Annotated in this window: 20 protein-coding genes; 9 read left to right on the top strand and 11 right to left on the bottom strand. The window is 58.6% G+C overall.

All coding sequences use genetic code 11. The annotated features are described in order from the left end of the window. From Q0746_RS14735 to Q0746_RS14725, 3 genes are read left to right on the top strand one after another with little or no spacing between them, the layout of a single operon-like run. Entirely contained in the window at window positions 1-1,257 is a 1,257-nt protein-coding gene (locus Q0746_RS14735) for a DUF2927 domain-containing protein (protein WP_298261609.1), read from the top strand. Between the two features lie 5 nt (window positions 1,258-1,262). Further along, window positions 1,263-1,436 (top strand): hypothetical protein, encoded by a 174-nt coding sequence (locus Q0746_RS14730; protein ID WP_298261607.1) that lies wholly within the window; start codon window positions 1,263-1,265, stop codon window positions 1,434-1,436. Continuing rightward, window positions 1,436-2,626 (top strand): VWA domain-containing protein, encoded by a 1,191-nt coding sequence (locus Q0746_RS14725; protein ID WP_298261605.1) that lies wholly within the window; start codon window positions 1,436-1,438, stop codon window positions 2,624-2,626. Before Q0746_RS14730 ends, Q0746_RS14725 begins: the two co-directional genes overlap by 1 nt. Window positions 2,627-2,691: 65 nt before the next feature. Here Q0746_RS14725 and Q0746_RS14720 read toward each other — a convergent pair whose 3' ends face one another. After that, the gene (locus tag Q0746_RS14720; protein ID WP_298261603.1) at window positions 2,692-2,991 is read right to left on the bottom strand and encodes a hypothetical protein; all 300 of its coding nucleotides are present in this window, start codon (window positions 2,989-2,991) and stop codon (window positions 2,692-2,694) included. Between the two features lie 282 nt (window positions 2,992-3,273). Here Q0746_RS14720 and Q0746_RS14715 point away from each other — a divergent pair, with 282 nt between their 5' ends. Both Q0746_RS14715 and Q0746_RS14710 read left to right on the top strand, forming a co-directional pair. Continuing rightward, a complete protein-coding gene (locus Q0746_RS14715) occupies window positions 3,274-3,966 on the top strand; it encodes a M48 family metallopeptidase (RefSeq protein ID WP_298261601.1) in 693 nt (230 codons plus the stop codon). A gap of 46 nt (window positions 3,967-4,012) precedes the next feature. Continuing rightward, window positions 4,013-4,375, top strand: a complete 363-nt coding sequence (locus Q0746_RS14710; RefSeq protein WP_298261599.1) for a GFA family protein — start codon at window positions 4,013-4,015, stop codon at window positions 4,373-4,375. Here the strand turns inward: Q0746_RS14710 and Q0746_RS14705 are convergent, their stop codons facing one another. The 5 genes from Q0746_RS14705 to Q0746_RS14685 form a co-directional block, all read right to left on the bottom strand. Further along, the gene (locus Q0746_RS14705) at window positions 4,376-4,918 is read right to left on the bottom strand and encodes an RSP_2648 family PIN domain-containing protein (protein WP_298261597.1); all 543 of its coding nucleotides are present in this window, start codon (window positions 4,916-4,918) and stop codon (window positions 4,376-4,378) included. Continuing rightward, window positions 4,919-6,130, bottom strand: coding sequence for an RSP_2647 family RNA methyltransferase (locus Q0746_RS14700; RefSeq protein ID WP_298261595.1), 1,212 nt, complete (start codon window positions 6,128-6,130; stop codon window positions 4,919-4,921). 58 nt (window positions 6,131-6,188) lie between these two features. Then, complete coding sequence (locus tag Q0746_RS14695; RefSeq protein ID WP_298261594.1) at window positions 6,189-6,863, bottom strand: DUF6778 family protein; 675 nt, start codon at window positions 6,861-6,863, stop codon at window positions 6,189-6,191. A gap of 165 nt (window positions 6,864-7,028) precedes the next feature. Further along, on the bottom strand, window positions 7,029-7,187 hold the full coding sequence (locus Q0746_RS14690; RefSeq protein WP_298261592.1) for an RSP_7527 family protein: 159 nt from the start codon (window positions 7,185-7,187) through the stop codon (window positions 7,029-7,031). A 37-nt stretch (window positions 7,188-7,224) separates the two neighbouring features. Then, entirely contained in the window at window positions 7,225-7,350 is a 126-nt protein-coding gene (locus Q0746_RS14685) for a hypothetical protein (RefSeq protein WP_298261590.1), read from the bottom strand. A 158-nt stretch (window positions 7,351-7,508) separates the two neighbouring features. Here Q0746_RS14685 and Q0746_RS14680 point away from each other — a divergent pair, with 158 nt between their 5' ends. Then, entirely contained in the window at window positions 7,509-7,799 is a 291-nt protein-coding gene (locus tag Q0746_RS14680; protein WP_298261588.1) for an SCP2 sterol-binding domain-containing protein, read from the top strand. Here the strand turns inward: Q0746_RS14680 and Q0746_RS14675 are convergent. The 5 genes from Q0746_RS14675 to Q0746_RS14655 form a co-directional block, all read right to left on the bottom strand. After that, entirely contained in the window at window positions 7,796-8,572 is a 777-nt protein-coding gene (locus Q0746_RS14675) for a gamma-glutamyl-gamma-aminobutyrate hydrolase family protein (RefSeq protein ID WP_298262147.1), read from the bottom strand. The two genes, Q0746_RS14680 and Q0746_RS14675, sit on opposite strands and share 4 nt — an antisense overlap. 131 nt (window positions 8,573-8,703) lie before the next feature. Next, entirely contained in the window at window positions 8,704-9,132 is a 429-nt protein-coding gene (locus tag Q0746_RS14670; protein WP_298261586.1) for a heme-binding protein, read from the bottom strand. Window positions 9,133-9,165: 33 nt separating this feature from the next. Next, entirely contained in the window at window positions 9,166-11,325 is a 2,160-nt protein-coding gene (locus Q0746_RS14665) for a malate synthase G (protein ID WP_298261584.1), read from the bottom strand. Between the two features lie 115 nt (window positions 11,326-11,440). Next, window positions 11,441-12,418, bottom strand: coding sequence for an aldo/keto reductase (locus tag Q0746_RS14660; RefSeq protein WP_298261582.1), 978 nt, complete (start codon window positions 12,416-12,418; stop codon window positions 11,441-11,443). Beyond that, window positions 12,415-13,554, bottom strand: a complete 1,140-nt coding sequence (locus Q0746_RS14655; RefSeq protein WP_298261580.1) for a mannitol dehydrogenase family protein — start codon at window positions 13,552-13,554, stop codon at window positions 12,415-12,417. Before Q0746_RS14655 ends, Q0746_RS14660 begins: the two co-directional genes overlap by 4 nt. A gap of 106 nt (window positions 13,555-13,660) precedes the next feature. On the opposite strand from Q0746_RS14655, the gene Q0746_RS14650 reads away from it, so the two are divergent. From Q0746_RS14650 to pepN, 3 genes are all read left to right on the top strand, one after another. After that, on the top strand, window positions 13,661-14,515 hold the full coding sequence (locus Q0746_RS14650) for an amidohydrolase family protein (protein WP_298261578.1): 855 nt from the start codon (window positions 13,661-13,663) through the stop codon (window positions 14,513-14,515). Further along, entirely contained in the window at window positions 14,512-14,763 is a 252-nt protein-coding gene (locus tag Q0746_RS14645) for a hypothetical protein (RefSeq protein WP_298261576.1), read from the top strand. The genes Q0746_RS14650 and Q0746_RS14645 overlap by 4 nt, the downstream gene beginning before the upstream one ends. 124 nt (window positions 14,764-14,887) lie before the next feature. Then, window positions 14,888-17,440: an aminopeptidase N gene (gene pepN / locus Q0746_RS14640; protein WP_298261575.1), complete on the top strand. Its 2,553-nt coding sequence runs from the start codon at window positions 14,888-14,890 to the stop codon at window positions 17,438-17,440. Window positions 17,441-17,492 lie beyond the last annotated feature (52 nt).

Genomic DNA, 17,492 nt, shown 5'->3' with positions numbered 1-17,492 from the left:
ATGAAGACATTCGCAACCCAGCGCGCTGGTGGGGTCAATAGGCCCAATTCTCAAATCGCTCAGGATTTTCTGGATTTAACGTTTCAAATGGAAAGCGGTCGCCCGCTGCCATGGCTCACCAGATTTGAAGGCCCGATCAAAGTTTCCGTTCAAGGGCAGGCTCCTGCCTCCCTAGAGGGCGATCTTGCCCGCCTGCTCTCTCGGTTGCGCGCCGAAGCTGGCATCAATATTTCGCGTGCAAAATCCGGAGAAGCCGCGCAGATCGTGGTCGAGGCAATCCCGCGTAAAACGCTGCAAAAGGCGGTGCCACAAGCGGCCTGCTTTGTGGTTCCAAATGTGTCTGGCTGGTCGGAATTCAAACGCAACCGTGGCAATGGCACCACCGATTGGACGCGTTTGTCCAACCGCACAAAAGCGACGGTGATCATTCCCAACGACGTGTCGCCGCAAGAGGTACGCGATTGTTTACACGAGGAAATTTCGCAAGCCCTCGGCCCGTTGAATGACCTGTACCGCTTGCCCGACAGTATTTTCAACGATGATAACTTCCACACGATCCTGACTGGTTTCGACATGCTGATCTTGCGGGCGTATTATTCGCCGCAACTCAGAAATGGGATGACTCGCGGGCAGACCGCGCGCGTTTTGCCCGGGCTTTTGAGCAGTTTGAACCCGCGCGGCAATCGTGCGACCAACACCGGCGCCAATCGCACACCGAAGCAGTGGAACGATGCGATCACCTCCGCTTTGGCCCTACGCACGCCGAAATCGCAGCGCGCAAGCAAAGCCGCGCAAGCGGTGAAGATTGCGCAGTCGCAGGGCTGGAAGGACAACCGGCTGGCCTTTTCCTTGTTCGTACAGGGGCGCGTGTCGCTGGCGTCTCATCCTGAGAGTGCGATCTCGGCCTTTGTGCAATCCGGAAATATCTACAAAAAGCTCTATGGGGCTTCCGTTCATTCGGCACATGTTAACACGCAGATGGCGGCCTTCGCGCTGTCCTCTGGCCAGTTGGACGTGGCCATCCGCCTGACCGACGAAGGCATTCCTGCCGCCCGCAATTCTTCCAATGCGGCGCTCCTTGCGACCTTGTTGATGATCAAAGCAGAATCCCTTGAAGCCGCGGGGCGCGTCGATGAGGCACGCCGTGTAAGGCTCGACAGTCTCGGGTGGGGGCGTTATGGCTTCGGTTCGGAACGCAATGTGCGGGCACGGCTGAATGAAATCAAAGCATTGGCCCCCCGCAGGGTACGGAGCTAGGCATAATGGCCCCCCTTATCGGTATGATCTTCGGCGCGCTTTTGGGCGTGATCGTTGCCAAACGCAAAGGCGGTAATCGTCTGGATATGGCGCAATATGGTGGCAGCTTCGCCATTCTCTTTGGGCTGGTCGGGCTCTTTGTCGCCATCTACATCGCGCGCACCGTCTCCGGCGTCTAATGTTTCTGCCCTTCTTCGACAATCTGCGCGCGGCCAACCTTCCGGTGAGTCTGCGCGAGTATTTGGCCTTTCTGGAGGCCATGCAGGCGGATCTTGTCACCTATGATATCGACGGGTTTTACTACCTCGCGCGCACCATAATGGTGAAAGACGAACGCCACCTTGATCGATTTGATCGCGCTTTTTCCAATACATTTCAAGGCCTTGAGAAAATCACCGCTGATGATGTGGTGGAGGCAATGGACCTGCCCGAAGACTGGCTGCGCAAAATGGCCGAGAAGCATTTGTCCGAAAAAGAGCGTGCCGAAATCGAGGCGCTTGGCGGTTTTGACAAGTTGATGGAAACCCTGAAGAAACGGCTTGAAGAACAAAAGGGTCGCCATCAAGGGGGCAATAAATGGGTGGGGACTGCGGGCACCTCGCCTTTCGGGGCGTATGGGTACAACCCAGAAGGTATCCGCATCGGGCAGGACGGCTCGCGCCATCAGCGCGCGGTCAAAGTTTGGGACAAGCGCGAGTTTCGCAATCTTGACGACTCGGTCGAGTTGGGCACGCGCAACATCAAGGTCGCGCTGAAACGTCTGCGCAAATGGGCCCGTGATGGCGCCTCCGAGGAACTCGACCTGAACGGCACCATCAAAGCCACCGCTGAACACGGCTACCTTGATGTCAAAACCCGCCCCGAACGGCGCAATGCGGTCAAAGTACTGCTTTTTCTCGATGTCGGCGGCTCCATGGACCCGTATATCCGTGTTGTTGAAGAATTGTTCAGCGCTGCACGGACCGAATTCAAGCACATGGAATACTTCTACTTCCACAATTGCCTGTATGAAGGTGTTTGGAAGGACAATTCCCGCCGTTGGAACGAGCAGATATCAACCCAAGATATCCTGCGAACCTATGGGCCTGATTACAAATGTATCTTTGTCGGGGATGCATCCATGTCCCCCTATGAAATCGCTTATCCCGGAGGGGCGAGCGAGCACATGAACGCCGAGGCCGGGCAGGTCTGGCTGGAGCGGGCCCGTGATCAATGGGCCAGCCATCTCTGGATCAATCCCCTAGAAGAACGCTTTTGGCGCTACACCCAGTCGATTGCGATGATTCAACAGATATTCGGCGCGGACCGGATGGTGCCGATGACCCTTCAGGGCATTGAAGCCGGTATGAGATCCCTGACCCGAGGTTAAAACGCAAAATGACCCCCCCGTTTCCGGAGGGGCCATTGGTCTCGGGAGAAGACCTTGGGGGGAACTTAGTAGTTAACGCGCTCAGCGGCCGAGTCGTTGCCCAAGGCGAAGAAGGACAGCAAGTCAGTGTGTGCGCGGGTCGCTTGACCGGCTGTTACGTCGATTTGGCTTTCCGCAGCGGAGTCATTGGCCAAAGCACCTGCAAGCTGGGCTTGGAAAACGTCGCCGGCGGATGTGTTGGCGATCACTTGCTCAGCGGCAGATGCATTGTCTGCGGCGAAGTATGCGGCTGCATCTGTGACCTGAGCTGCGAATGCCGGAGCAGAAACGGAAAGGGCGATTACGGTTGCGATGATAGTTTTCATTGTATGTACTCTCTTTTGTTTGTTTTCAGTCTGTTGACCGATGTGTGTGTCGGCGTGTTGCCGTCTATGGAGCTAATATGACGCCCAAACATTCGTTCCTCAATGCCCTAAATAGGGAAATCAGGCACAGTTCTGCGCATTTACGCACATTTAAAGGGCCCCATTCGCGCACCCCATCACGCCCCTGTGAGAACCGGATCACAAACTGTGAGATCGATGTAATCTGACCCTAAATACCGTCGCTGACTTGCTTACGGTTTGGTCCCGTCCCATACCTTTACTATGCTCAAACTGACCCCGATTCTGATCGCTATCATTTACGCAGTGGTGTCCTATAAGTTCTCTGCGTGGAACACGGCCAAAACGTTGGACCGGCAGTCGACCCTGTTGAGGGATCCCCTATTGGATCAGTTGAACAGCGACATGGCCAATGCGCTCGACCTGCCCAAAATCAAGGTCCACATCTATGAGATCGATCCGATTAACGGCCTTGCCGCCCCTGACGGGCGCATTTTCATCACGCGCGGGTTCTTCAACAAATATAAGGAAGGCGAGGTCAGTGCCGCTGAAATGGCCTCGGTGATTGCGCATGAATTGGGTCATGTCGCGCTAGGCCATTCGCGCCGCCGGATGATCGACTTCTCCGGTCAGAATGCTATTCGCGTGGCCCTTGCAACGGTGTTGGGGCGGATTATCCCTGGGCTGGGCATCTGGATTGCCAATATGCTGACCAGACTTCTGGCAGCCCGCCTGTCGCGCAATGACGAATATGAGGCTGACGCCTATGCCTCCGCCCTGCTCACCAAGGCGGGTATCGGGACGGCGCCGCAAAAATCCCTGTTTGTGAAACTTAACGCGTTGACCGGCAGCATGGGAGCAGGCCCGCCTGCGTGGCTTCTAAGCCACCCGAAAACCGAGGAACGCATCGCCGCCATCGAAACCCTAGAGGCCCGATGGGGGGTCGACAGCGACTGATCTCTCGTCGCATCCTTCCAAGGCCATCTACTCCAAGGAACCTCTCATGCTCAGTTATGCCGGATCATGCCATTGTGGCGCCGTCACCTTTACCGTCACTGGCGATGTGACACAGCTCACGACATGCAACTGCTCGCTGTGCCGGAAAAAGAACGCCCTCATGGCGCGGGTTCACGAGGATAACTTTACCATGACGGCCGATTGGGACACGGTCAGCCTGTACCAATGGAATATGAAGATCGCCAAACACTACTTTTGCAAAACATGCGGCATCTACACGTTCCACCGAAAGCGCTCCGAGCCGGATCATTTCGGCGTGAACGCGCAATGTTTGGACGGGCTCGACATAGCGGCTGTCGACGTCAAAGCGATGGATGGCATTTCAATGTCGGTGACACAGCAGGACTAACTAGGCCGCAATCGCCTTGCCCAGCCGCGGCAGGCGGGCCCGTTTCATCAACGCGCGCAGGTTCAGGTCTTCGCCTGACATCTCGCACGCCACCGAATGCACGCCGCGCACCACTTGCTCCACCGCCTCAGGGGTGTCCATCCACAAATCCATCAGGAATTCGTCAGGGCTTTGGCGCCTCAATCCCTCAAAGGCCAAGGTCTGGCGCGGGAAGTCCTTCGCGTTCATCGTCACGATCACGTCTGCGGACCCCGCAATTGCCGCCGCCAAGACGTGAATGTCGTTCTCATCCGGCAGATGCAGCCGCGCCATGTCCCCCGCGCGTGGCTGAGTGCAGGCATTCGGGAATTGCGCCTTCAGCACAGCCACTTCGCCGCGGGCTTGGACTTCGGCCGCCGCCCCCAGCTTTTTGGTGGCCCGTGCCCATTCCTCTAGGATGCGCTCGGACCACAAGGCGTCGTATAGGCCCAAGGCTGCGCAACCCACCAGCACTTCGCGCAGCACAGTGGGGTAGATCACGCAGGCATCAAGCATCGCCCGCATTTAGTCGAGCCGCAGAATGATGGCCTTCAGGTAGCCACTTTCCGCCAACGCAGGGTGCAAAGGATGATCCGCCCCCGCCGATCCTGTGTGAATGATCTGCGCTTGGCGCCCAGCACGGCCCACGCCGCGCAAGCTGGCTTGGCGGAATTTGGTCAGGTCAGCCGCATGGCTGCACGAACAAAGCACCAAATAGCCACCGGGCTTTACCAGTTTGGCCGCCATGGAGCCCACTCGGCTATAGGCTGTCAGCCCGTTCGACAGTGCTTGCTTATTCGGCGCGAAGGCCGGCGGATCCGCGACGACCAGATCGAACAATTCACCTTCGCCGGCCAGCGCTTCCATCATCTTGAAGGCGTCGCCCTTGCGGGTGGTGAATTTGTCGCCAAAGCCGGAGGCTTGTGCCCCCTTCTCTGCCAAGGCCAGTGCTGCTTCCGAGCCGTCTACCGCCAATGCGCTTTCCGCCCCCGTCGCCAAAGAGGCAAGGCCAAAGCCGCCCACATGCGAGAACACATCCAGCACACGCCCGCCCTTGTGCAGCTTCGCCGCCCATGCGTGGTTGTCGCGTTGGTCAAAGAACAGGCCGGTTTTCTGGCCGCCTACGACGTCCGCCATATAGGTGGCCCCGTTCATCGGCACTTCGATCAACCCGTCGTGCTCGCCGATCAGGAATGAGGACAGGTCGTCCAAGCCTTCCAAGCCGCGCGCGCGGCCCGCTGCGTTCTTATAAACCGCCTTGGCCCCAATCACCTCGACCAATGCAGCGGCCAAACTCTCGCAGGCCGTTTCGGCCCAAGCAGCGTTGGGTTGCATCACCAAGACATCGCCAAACCGGTCCACAATAACGCCAGGCAAGCCGTCGGCCTCAGCATGTATCAGCCGGTAGAATGGCGCGTCATAAAGATGTTCGCGCAAGGCCAAAGCGCGACGCACCCGCGTCACAATCCAATCTTGATCCAGCACGGCGGCAGGGTCGCGGTCCATGACGCGGCAAATGATCTTGGACTCATTGTTGATGGTGACCACGGCGATTGGCTCGCGGTCGCTATCCTCCAACACAGCCAAAGATCCCGGCGCAAGGCGGCGGGCACGGCGGTCGGTGACCAATTCATCTGAATAGACCCAAGGGGCGCCACCACGAATGGTCAGGGCGTTGGCCTTAGGCTTCAGGCGGATTACAGGATAGGGTGAGGCGGAAAAAGGGAGGGATGTCATATCCCTCCCTTAATCGGTATTCACATTGGGCGAAAGCCCGTCTTTGGTGGCGAAACTCTTATTGAGTGATGCCGGTATAGGCGTCTTGTGGGGCCACAGCGGCCTTTGCCACAACCCGCATCTCTTTTCCGCCATTGAAAGCTTGGCGCATAATGCTGGCCAAATGGCTGCGGATGCGGACCTTTTGTGTCTCGCCGCGGCGCTCTGCTGCGAAGGCTTGGTCACCGCCGAAGGCTTTCAAAGCAGTTTTCATCTCAATCGGGCCATGCAAGGCAACACCGGTGGCCGCATCTACAACCGTAAGTGTGTAGACAATGTTATGCACCCCACCGACCGAATAGCGGGCCTTTTCGGTCAACGAGTGAAAGCGGCTAACCGTGATGTCGAAATAGACCGGACGCTCACCGGTCAGGTGGCTCAAGCCTTGGGTCAACCCGTCATCCATGATCTGGGCAACCTGCGCGTGGCGATCCCCAAACGGGTCTTCGCGCCATACGATGTCTGCGATCGGGTAATACCGGTTTGCTTCCGAGACCTTCAAATCACCCGGCACGCGTACACGCACATCAGCCAAGGCCCATTCAGCGCTGCGGATGGTCAATTCAGGCGTCACAACCGGCGTCAAATCTGCCGCGTTTCGGGTCGTTGCAACAGTGCTGTGGTTGGACGATGCGCATGCGCTCAGTCCCAGTGCCAATGCAAGTCCGGCGATCAGTTTCGTGGTCAGTTTCATGGTCTCACCCTCTCCAACGCCCAAATAGATAGGCGCAATTTTCATAAGATTGAGGATGTTTTGACGTTGAAATCGGGCCAAAATGAGAAAATCCCGGTTCGCTTTGAAGGCGAGACCGGGATTTCAATCAAACAAATCAGGCCGTCAACCGGCCTAAATGCGTGTTTATGCAGCTTTGGTGTTGGACAAAACCGGTGTGGAAAGCTTCGAGGCAACCCAAGTGCGAGCAGATGCGAAAAACGCAGCGACATATTGCGCACGCAAACGGCGGGCTTCCAGATCGATGGCAACAAGATCGATTGCAGTTGTTTCTTCGATTTTCATTTTGACAGTCCTTCATGTTCTGTGTGTTGCCTTGAACTTAGGTCAACCAAACTGCCATGACATCTGGCAAAACACGTATTCCCGTCATGCGCTCTGCGCATATCTCACGGCTAACCGGTTGTTTTGCCACGCCCCCACGTGCCGCCAGCTTTGGCGTGCTCAAACTTGCCCGTTCCAAGCCAAGGCCTTTCCTGATTGGTTTTCCCACTATTTAGCGGGTGAGCAGCAAGGCGCATGGTGACGCCACGTCTGTCTTGCTCTGGGGCGGCGCGGCACGTCAAAACAGCGGGACCCTTTCGCTTAATGTTTATCGGAGCCCCCATGCCTACGCCCCTAGATGCCCTCACCACCCTGCTCCACGAGAAAGCCAAAGGGGCCATCAAGGGCACCGCCAAACTTGTGGTCACGGGGGAAGGATCGGTGGTTTTGTCGCAAGACGGGGCAGTACAGTCAGACGCCGAGACCGATGTCACCCTCAGGGCGTCCGAGGCGGTGTTTCGTGCCATTCTGGACGGCACACAAAACCCCATCACCGCAGTTATGACCGGAAAACTAAAGGTCGATGGCAATCAAATGCGCGCCTTGAAGGTCAGCGAAGTCCTAACGGCCTAGGCCGATTTCAAGGCCTGCGGGCGCTTTTGCGCGGCCCATGCCTGCACCGCCTCGCCAAAGGCTTTGAACAAGGGCCGCGAGACGGGGTCTTGCGCCGCGCGATACTCCGGATGCCATTGAACAGACAGGCTGAAGCCTGGCGCGTCTTGAATGTATATCGCTTCCGGCGTGCCATCCGGCGCGCGCCCGTCAATGACCACACGGTCGCCAGCTTGCTTGATCCCTTGGCCATGCAGCGTGTTGGTCATCACCTCTTGTGCCCCCATTAGCTGGTGAAACGGGCCGTTCTCGGTGAAGGTCACTGCGTGGCGCAGCTCGAACTTTTCCTCCAAGGTGCCATCAGGTGGCATGCGGTGGTTCATGCGCCCGGGCAAGTCGCGGATCTCGGGATAGAGCGTTCCGCCCATGGCCACATTGACCTCTTGAAATCCGCGACACACCCCTAGGATCGGCTGGCCGCGCTCGACGCAGGCACGAATGAGCGGCAGGGCAACACGGTCGCGAGAGCGGTCAAAGGCCCCATGCGCATCAGTCTCGGCCTCCCCGTATTCTTCTGGGTGAACATTCGGGCGCCCGCCCGTGAACAAAAAGCCGTCGCAGGTCTCTAACAGGTCGTTGACATCCGCAAGTGTCGGGCAGCTCGGGATGATCAGTGGCAAGGCGTCGGAAACTTCCGCAACCGCCTGACAATTCATCATTCCCGCCACATGTGCAGGGTATTCGTCATTGATCAGATGAGAGTTTCCAATGATCCCAATAACCGGACGCGCCATAAACATTCTTCTCCACCTAGTCTGCACAGACCTTTTAGTCGAAGTCCCATCCTATAGATAGGCTCTGGGCGCACAGAATACCTGCGTGGAGTTAAATGGTTCATAAATTGGGCATCTTCCGTCGCGGCAGCCTAGGCTTCGCCGATTAATCCGGCGGCTTCTATCCCTGCCAAAGCGGCGATAGCGTCATTGTCGGAGGTGTCGCCCGTGACGCCAACGGCCCCGATGACCGCGCCCTTTTTGTCGCGTAGCAGCACCCCACCAGGGACCGGCACAACGGCCCCTCCGAACACGCCGTTCACCGCATTCATGAAATATGCCTGCTGCTCGGCGCGTGCCATCTGGGCCGATCCGGACATCCCCAGCATAACCGCGCCATAGGCCTTGCCGCGCGCAATGTCGAAACGTCCAGGCGCTGCGCCATCCGAGCGCTCAAACGCCTGCACATGGCCGCCAGCGTCCAACACCACCACCGACAAGGGCTTCAACCCTAAGTCTTGTCCTTTGGCGATGGATTTGCGCACGATGGTGCGGGCTTTGTTTAACGAAATTCCAGCCATGTCAGGCCTCCCGAGTATAGGTTTAAAGGTATGTTACTGGCTGGCTTTGCGCTCTAGCCGTCGGGCATGTAGCACCGGTTCGGTGTAGCCAGAGGGCTGCAGGCGGCCTTTGAACACAAGATCGCAACAGGCTTGGAACGCGATCCCGTCGAAGTTCGGGGCCATAGGCACATAGTGCGCGTCGTCGGCATTTTGCGCGTCCACCACAGCAGCCATTTTGCGCATGGCACCCATAACCGCCTCCCGAGAGACGACTTCGTGGTGCAGCCAATTCGCCAAGGCTTGCGAGGAAATCCGGCAGGTCGCACGGTCCTCCATCAAGCCCACGTCGTTCATATCCGGCACCTTGGAGCACCCAACCCCTTGGTCGATCCAACGCACCACATAGCCAAGGATGCCTTGGGCGTTGTTCTCCACCTCCCGCATGATTTCTTCTTCGGACCACATCCGGTAGGTCGCCAACGGGATGTCCAAAATGGTCTCGACATGGGCACGACGCCCGCCAGCCTTCAGCTTGTCTTGCACGCTGAACACATCGACCTTGTGGTAGTGGAGCGCGTGCAGGGTTGCGGCGGTCGGGGATGGAACCCATGCGCAATTCGCGCCGGATTTCGGATGCTCTCCCTTTTGCTCCAGCATCGCGCCCATCAGGTCGGGCATGGCCCACATGCCCTTGCCAATCTGCGCCCGCCCCGACAGGCCACATTCCAAGCCGATGTCGACATTCCGGTTCTCGTATCCGCCGATCCACGCCTTGCGCTTGATGAAATCCTTGCGCGAAAACGGTCCGGCCTCCATCGAGGTATGTATCTCGTCGCCCGTGCGGTCCAAAAAGCCCGTGTTGATAAATGCCACGCGGGACTTGGCCGCATAGATGCATTGCTTCAGATTCACCGAGGTGCGCCGTTCCTCATCCATAATGCCAAGCTTCACGGTATTCTCAGGCAGGCCCAGAATGGCCTCGACGCGGGTGAATATCTCATCAGCGAAGGCCACTTCCTGCGGCCCGTGCATCTTTGGCTTCACCACATAGACAGAGCCTTTATGCGAGTTGCGCAGCCCTTCGGTCTTTTGCAGATCATGCATTGCAATCAGCGTGGTGACCATCGCATCCATCAGGCCCTCAAAGGCTTCGCGGCCGTCGCGGTCCAGCACCGCGGGGTTGGTCATCAGGTGCCCGACATTGCGCACCAGCATCAACGCGCGGCCCTTCACGACCAGCTCTTTGCCATCGGGGGCGGTAAACGTCAGATCGTCTGACAGCCTGCGGGTGATGGTCTTGCCGCCCTTCTCAACCGCTTCCTCCAAGTTGCCACGCATCAAACCCAGCCAGTTGGAATAGGCCTGCACCTTGTCTTCTGCATCCACGCAGGCCACGGAATCCTCGCAATCCATAATCGCGGAGACGGCGCTTTCCAGCCGCACATCCGCCAGCCCCGCTTGGTCGTGACTGCCTATGGGATGCGTCCGGTCGAACACCAGCTCCACATGCAGCCCGTTGTTGCGCAACAAGACCGCATGCGGGGCTTTGGACGGGCCTTTATATCCCACGAATTTTGATGGGTCGGCCAACGGAAGGTCGTCCACCAACAGCGCGCCGCCGTTGATGTGATAGCGCCGCGCGTCGGCGTGGCTGGCGCCTTGCAGCGGGAAGGCCTCGTCTAGGAACACCCGCGCCTTGGCGACAACACGCGCACCGCGCCCCTTGTCATAACCTCCCCGAGGAGCAGGCGTCCCCATGGCGTCCGTGCCGTAAAAGCCGTCATACAAGCTGCCCCAGCGTGCGTTCGCCGCGTTCAACGCATAGCGCGCATTGGTGATCGGAACCACCAGTTGCGGTCCAGGAACAGAGGCGATCTCTGGGTCAACATTCGCGGTCTCGATTTGAAAGTCTTCGCCTTCTGGCAGCAGATATCCGATCTTCGTCAAGAAGGCCTTATAGGCCGCGTGGTCGTGGGGCTGTCCCCGCCTGTCGAGGTGCCACGCGTCGATCTGGCCTTGAAGGGTCTCGCGGGTCTCCAGCAACGCCCTGTTCTTCGGCCCCAGCTCATGCACCACGTCGGAAAACCCCTTCCAGAAGTCATCCGCCGGCACGCCGGTCCCCTGCAAGGCCTGTGTTTCAACAAAGTCAGCCAGACGGCTATCTACTTGCAACCCATGCTTTTCAACACGTGTAACGGAGCTATTGGTCATCGAAAATCCCTCTCAACGGGCGACATGCGCCAAGGTGTACTCTTCGCTACTTAGGCAGAAAGTTTCCGATAGGCAACAAGCTTGGTAACAATTCCTTACCAATATGGCGACAAGTTCAGGAGGTCACAAAGGCCAGTGCCTCTGGCGACAGGGGGGCGTCGATAATCTCCAAGTTCCGCTTCAAGGAGCGCAATTTCCCCGTCCCCAACAAAACCGAGCAGGCCGCCGGATGCCGTGCCGCAAATTGCAAGGCCGCCTGAACCAGCGTCATTCCCACGGACTCGGCCTGTTTTTGCAATAGATCAACGCGCTGCAAGATGTGCTCGGGGGCCGGTGCATAGTCAAAGCTTGCCGATGGGACAGGCCCTGTCGCAAGGATGCCCGAGTTCAAAATCCCCCCCAGCACCAACGAGGTCTGTTGTTGCGCGCATAACCCCAGCAAATCCGCCTCTGCCTCGCGGTCCAGCAATGTGAGGCGCCCTGCCAATAAAATCACATCAAGCGGCACTTGCTTCATCACATCGATGCAAACTTGAACTTCATTGACACCCAGCCCAAAGGCTCCGATCCGGCCTGCCTGCTTCAAATCGCGTAGTGCTTTGACGCCGGAGCCCAGAAAATCGTCCATATGGTGCAGGTTCTGTTCTGCGCCATGGGTGTAGGCCCCAATATCATGGGCAAAGACGATGTCGATCCGCGAGGTCCCCAAGCGGTCACAGCTGCCTTCGAAGCTCTCTAGGATGCCGTCGCCCGAATAGTCGTAGCGCACCGCATTCGGCAAGGGCTGCAAGAAGCCATCCGCCTCCTCCATCGGTGGCCCCGCAAAAAGCACCCGCCCCACTTTGGAGGACAGCACATAATCGTCTCTGGATTTCTGTCGCAGTATCTTGCCTATCCGTTGCTCGGACAGGCCGCGCCCGTAATGGGGGGCCGTGTCGAAGTAGCGAATGCCCGCCGCCCACGCATGCTCGATCACCGCCGCGACCTGAGCTGCGTCAACCACCTGCCCCATGTTGCCAAAGCTGGAGCCCCCCAAGGAAAGATGGGTCACACGCAGGTCGGTCGTCCCGACAGGCTTGGTCGCGATCGTCATGGCGCTTGATCCTTGTGACGCTCGACGATGCTCGACAAAACCGGTTTGTCTGAGACGTCCCCATGCCGTGCGGCCCATTCCAGCAGGGCCGCAATCCTGCGGTCAACCTTTTGAGGGTGGTTTTGCGCGATGTCGGCGATTTTTTGATCCAAATAGGGGTTGGCAAACCGCTCAAGGGTGGTGGCGATATAGGGATCGATCTCGGCTTCAAGACCGGCGGCCACAAAGGCCGGCCTGACTTCGTCTTGCAAGACGGCCTTCAACGCGCCGACTTCGACCGGATCCTCCATCAACTGGCGCACATAGACATCCGCTTGCCCTTGCTCCTGCCCCTGCCCCTGCTTTTGCCGGCCCAACCACCGGTCGGCAAAGACGCTGTGACCCAGATTCAGCACGAAGAGTTTGAGCGCCTCAATCCGCGCCAAGGATGGGACAACCTGAACCGCAGGATGCGCGCAAGGAACGGCGAGGTTCGGCTGATCCTCAATCGCCCATAACGCATAGGGCTCTGCCACGGCTCCGGCTGGCTCCAAGGGCTGAGACACAATCCGGTCAACCAGCGAATTTACCCATATGACCTGCTCGCAAAGATAGGCGCGAAGGGCGGGGTCATCCTGCCCCGCCAAGTCCAGAACACGGCGCTTCAGGACGGCGCCATTATCGGCAATCAGCTCCATCGGCATGATCTGGATCGAGGCGGCCCCATGGGCAAACCGGTGGCGCAACAATAGGGTAAGCTTGGCGGGGTAAGACATATGTTGCTCAAAACCTGCGCCGCCGTCGCCCTCTTGCGGCGCGTATCCGCTGTCGCCGGTGTTGGACAAAACGATCTCCGCCTCCTGCGCGAACACCCGACAGACCTCGGGCCAGTCAGTCGCGGTCGACAGGGTGCGGGTTACGCTGTTCACCTGTAGCGCCTCTTGGAGGCTTACGCCGTCTGCCCTTCCTTCAATGCGCACGGGATAGGAGCCAACCAACCCCGCAAGGCGGCTGTGTCGCGCAGCGTCACCGGAACTTTGCACCACGGTGATCGGCCCCACGTTCTGGCCCTGCGCCATTGCTTGCGACACGAATAAATCGGCATGCGCCTGAAGGAACCGGCTGGTGCCGAACTGAAGTATCGGGGTGGCCTGCACGCTATGTCCTGTTCTGCTGCACGAAAGGGAAGCTTCGTCGCTTTACCTGATTTGTTTTTAATTATACAAAACACAACAGGTCAAGCCAGCCTTCAAAGGACCCCGCATGCCCACATCCATCCAAATCGACGCGCATCACCATTTTTGGCAAATTTCTCGTGGCGACTATGACTGGATGACGGATGAGGTCGCCGACATTCGCCACGACATCCTGCCACAGGACCTCGCCCCTCATTTGGCCAAACATGGCATCACTGGCACCGTCGTGGTGCAGGCGGCGGCCAGCGTGGCAGAAACAGAGTTTTTGTTGGGGCTTGCCGAGACTTGCGACTTTATCAAAGGGGTCGTCGGCTGGGTCGATTTGGAGGCCACAGACGCCCCGCATGTCTTCGACCGGCTACAAACGTCGCCGAAGCTCAAGGGCCTGCGCCTGACGCTGCAAGACATCGAAAAGACCGACTGGATTTTATCCCCCGCGGTAGGTGTGAACCTTGCCGCCATGGCCACCCGCGGTCTGAGACTGGACGCGTTGATCCAGCCGCGCCATCTGCAGGTCATGGCGCAGGTCGCGCGCGCCCTGCCCGATTTGCAAATCGTGGTCGATCACTGCGCCAAGCCGGTGATCTCTGGTGGCGCGGATGCCGGAGATCTTTGGCGCAGCGGCATGGCACAGCTGGCAGAGCAACCAAACGTCTGGTGCAAAATCTCGGGCCTCGCAAATGAGGCAGGCCCAGAGTGGTCCGCGGCCCCGTTGCAACCGGTCGTTGACCATGTTGTTCGCCACTTCGGGGCGGACCGCCTTATGTGGGGCAGCGATTGGCCCGTCTTGAATTTGGTTGGTGACTATGCAGCGTGGCGCGGCGTCTCGGCCCAATTGCTTGAAGGGCGCTCCCCCTCGGAACGCGACGCCATCTTTGGCGGGACGGCCTGCAAATTCTACCAATTGGAGGCAGGGCAATGACCTGCCAAATCACCTGCATTGACGAACCTGCGGCAAAGGTTTCAAACCACCTCTTTGGCCTCAAGTTAGGCTTTGGCGGCGACACATTGAATACGGGAGTATACGGGGGAACACCGGGAAACACGGGGCGATCTACTGTGCGCGGTAGCTGCGGGCTGGTGGGCGAATGGAGCGGGCGAAATGGCAGAGGTCTTGCATTTGAACAGGGCAATCCAACGGCGGATATTCGCCTTTTGAACCCGCGCTGAAACCAGCAATTCCGCGACCGCCATCGCGCGCGTCTCGGCTCCCTCGACCCCTGCGATCAAATCCGGTTGCACGCCGCTTGGTGGTCTCCTACGGTCCCCGCGGATACACCAGAAGGACCACCCCATGAAGGATGCCGCAGCCTCGATCGACCCGCGTACAATCTACCTGAAAGATTACACGCCGCCCGCCTATCTGGTGGACAGTGTCGACTTGCATTTCACCCTGCATCCGACGGAAACCCGCGTGAAGTCACGCATCGCCTTTCGGCCCAACCCTGACGCCAAGGACCGCACCTTCTACCTTCATGGCGAGAAGCTGAAACTGATCTCGGCGACGATTGACGGCGTTGATGCGCAGGCGAAACTGACCGACTTGGGGCTCACCGCCCTTGCCCCTGACGCCCCGTTCATCTTTGAGGCCGAGGTGGAGATCAGCCCCTCGACCAATACCGCCCTCGAAGGGCTCTATATGTCCAATGGCATGTATTGCACCCAATGCGAGGCCGAAGGGTTTCGCAAGATCACCTATTACCCCGACCGCCCCGATGTGATGGCCGTCTTCTCTGTCACCATCGAGGGGCGCGAGAAGGTAAAACTGTCCAATGGCAACGACTTGGGGGATGGAAAATGGCATGACCCATGGCCGAAGCCGGCCTATTTGTTCGCCCTTGTGGCGGGGGATCTGGTCAATCTGCACGATACTTTCACCACCCAGTCGGGCCGCGTGGTCGATCTGAACATCTATGTGCGCGATGGCGATTTGCACAAAACCCCCTTCGGCATGGACGCGTTGAAGCGCTCGATGAAATGGGACGAAGATGTCTATGGCCGCGAGTATGATCTGGATTTGTTCAACATCGTCGCCGTCGATGACTTCAACATGGGGGCAATGGAAAACAAGGGGCTGAATATCTTCAACTCCTCCGCTGTTCTGGCGTCCCCCGACACCTCCACCGATGGCAACTTCCACCGGATCGAGACGATCATCGCGCATGAGTATTTCCACAATTGGACCGGCAACCGCATCACCTGCCGTGATTGGTTCCAGCTGTGCCTGAAAGAGGGGCTGACGGTCTTCCGCGATCAGCAATTTTCGGGCGACACCCGCGGCCACGCGGTAGAGCGCATCGCCGATGTTTTGCAACTGCGCGCCCGCCAGTTCCGCGAAGACAACGGCCCGCTGGCCCATCCGGTGCGCCCTGATAGCTTTGTGGAGATCAACAACTTCTACACCGCCACCGTCTACGAGAAAGGCGCCGAGGTCATCGGCATGCTCAAAACCCTGATCGGGAATGAGGCCTATTACAAAGGCTGCGATCTCTACTTCACGCGCCACGACGGCGAGGCCTGCACCATTGAAGATTGGCTGGCCTGTTTCGAAGAGGTCACCGGCCGCGATCTGGCACAATTTGCGCTGTGGTATTCCCAAGCCGGCACCCCGCGCGTTTCCGTCAAAGATGCTTGGAAGGACGGCACTTACACGCTGACCTTCACGCAAATGACCCCACCCACACCGGGACAGGATACCAAAGACCCGCGCGTCATCCCGATTGCCGTGGGCTTGCTCAATGAGGCAGGCGAAGAGGTTCAGGCGACCCGCATTTGCGAGGTCACCGACGCGGTGCACGCCTTCCGCTTCACCGGATTGCAGTCGAAGCCCATCGCGTCGATCAATCGCGGGTTCTCTGCCCCGATCATACTGGACCGCGATCAGTCCAACACGGAGCGCGCTTTCCTGCTCGCCAAAGACACCGACCCGTTCAACAAATGGGAAGCGGGCCGCGCCTTGGCGCGCGACGTTTTGATCCGCATGGTGACCGAGGACGCCGCCCCTGATCAGGCCTATCTGGATGCGCTGCTGGCCGTGGCCCGCGACGACAGGCTTGACCCCGGCTTTAAGGCGTTGGTCTTCTCCGGCCCATCGCAAGACGACATCGCACAGGCTTTGGTCGACGGCGGGCTCACCCCCGACCCCAGCAAGATTTATCTTGCGGCTCAAACTTTCAACCTGTCCATCGCACAGGCCATGCAGGACCTGCTTCCGCGCATCTATGCCGAGATGCAGGTCGAAGGGCCCTATAGCTCCCGCTCCAAGGATGCGGACAAGCGGGCTTGGGGCAACGCGGCGCTTGCCATGTTGTCGCGGCTCGACGGCGGGGCGCAAGCGGCAAAACAATTCGCAGATGCAAATAACATGACCCAGCAATTGTCTGCTTTGGGCTGCCTGCTGCGCGCGGAAGTGGGCGATGCACAAAACCAAGCCTTCTATGCGCAATGGAAGGACGACCGTCTGGTGATCGACAAGTGGTTTGCCATGCAGGTGGGCTATGCCAAGCTGGAGGCGGCGCCCAAAGTGGCAGAGGCCTTGACCCAGCATCGCGACTTCGCGCTCACCAACCCCAACCGCTTTCGTGCGGTCTTTGGTGCGCTTGCCGGCAATACGGCAGGGTTCCATGCGCCCAATGGCGCGGGCTACGCGTTGATGGCCGACTGGCTGATCAAACTGGACAGCAAGAACCCGCAAACCGCCGCCCGCATGTCTACGGCCTTTGAGACGTGGACGCGGTATGATGCGGACCGCCAAGGCATGATGCGAGAGGCGCTGGAGCGGATCAAGGCCGCGCCGAACCTCAGCGGTGACCTGACAGAAATGGTGACCCGAATATTAAATGCCTGATCGGTCATAGTTCGGTCAAATTCAGCTCTATATAGGGTTAACAACACATTAG

Source organism: uncultured Litoreibacter sp. (assembly GCF_947487515.1).
Taxonomy (GTDB): domain Bacteria; phylum Pseudomonadota; class Alphaproteobacteria; order Rhodobacterales; family Rhodobacteraceae; genus Litoreibacter.
Note: the sequence above shows the minus strand (reverse complement) of the source record. Positions and strands in the feature narration are given on the sequence as shown.

Excerpts from the sequence above, each read along its gene's own strand:
- Q0746_RS14700 (WP_298261595.1), bottom strand. The coding sequence starts at position 6,130 with ATGACATCCCTCCCTTTTTCCGCCTCACCCTATCCTGTAATCCGCCTG.
- Q0746_RS14710 (WP_298261599.1), top strand. The coding sequence starts at position 4,013 with ATGCTCAGTTATGCCGGATCATGCCATTGTGGCGCCGTCACCTTTACC.
- Q0746_RS14730 (WP_298261607.1), top strand. The coding sequence starts at position 1,263 with ATGGCCCCCCTTATCGGTATGATCTTCGGCGCGCTTTTGGGCGTGATC.
- Q0746_RS14705 (WP_298261597.1), bottom strand. The coding sequence starts at position 4,918 with ATGCGGGCGATGCTTGATGCCTGCGTGATCTACCCCACTGTGCTGCGC.
- Q0746_RS14670 (WP_298261586.1), bottom strand. The coding sequence starts at position 9,132 with ATGGCTGGAATTTCGTTAAACAAAGCCCGCACCATCGTGCGCAAATCC.
- Q0746_RS14725 (WP_298261605.1), top strand. The coding sequence starts at position 1,436 with ATGTTTCTGCCCTTCTTCGACAATCTGCGCGCGGCCAACCTTCCGGTG.
- Q0746_RS14715 (WP_298261601.1), top strand. The coding sequence starts at position 3,274 with ATGCTCAAACTGACCCCGATTCTGATCGCTATCATTTACGCAGTGGTG.
- Q0746_RS14645 (WP_298261576.1), top strand. The coding sequence starts at position 14,512 with ATGACCTGCCAAATCACCTGCATTGACGAACCTGCGGCAAAGGTTTCA.
- Q0746_RS14660 (WP_298261582.1), bottom strand. The coding sequence starts at position 12,418 with ATGACGATCGCGACCAAGCCTGTCGGGACGACCGACCTGCGTGTGACC.
- Q0746_RS14675 (WP_298262147.1), bottom strand. The coding sequence starts at position 8,572 with ATGGCGCGTCCGGTTATTGGGATCATTGGAAACTCTCATCTGATCAAT.
- pepN (WP_298261575.1), top strand. The coding sequence starts at position 14,888 with ATGAAGGATGCCGCAGCCTCGATCGACCCGCGTACAATCTACCTGAAA.
- Q0746_RS14690 (WP_298261592.1), bottom strand. The coding sequence starts at position 7,187 with ATGAAAATCGAAGAAACAACTGCAATCGATCTTGTTGCCATCGATCTG.
- Q0746_RS14735 (WP_298261609.1), top strand. The coding sequence starts at position 1 with ATGAAGACATTCGCAACCCAGCGCGCTGGTGGGGTCAATAGGCCCAAT.
- Q0746_RS14665 (WP_298261584.1), bottom strand. The coding sequence starts at position 11,325 with ATGACCAATAGCTCCGTTACACGTGTTGAAAAGCATGGGTTGCAAGTA.
- Q0746_RS14650 (WP_298261578.1), top strand. The coding sequence starts at position 13,661 with ATGCCCACATCCATCCAAATCGACGCGCATCACCATTTTTGGCAAATT.
- Q0746_RS14720 (WP_298261603.1), bottom strand. The coding sequence starts at position 2,991 with ATGAAAACTATCATCGCAACCGTAATCGCCCTTTCCGTTTCTGCTCCG.
- Q0746_RS14695 (WP_298261594.1), bottom strand. The coding sequence starts at position 6,863 with ATGAAACTGACCACGAAACTGATCGCCGGACTTGCATTGGCACTGGGA.
- Q0746_RS14680 (WP_298261588.1), top strand. The coding sequence starts at position 7,509 with ATGCCTACGCCCCTAGATGCCCTCACCACCCTGCTCCACGAGAAAGCC.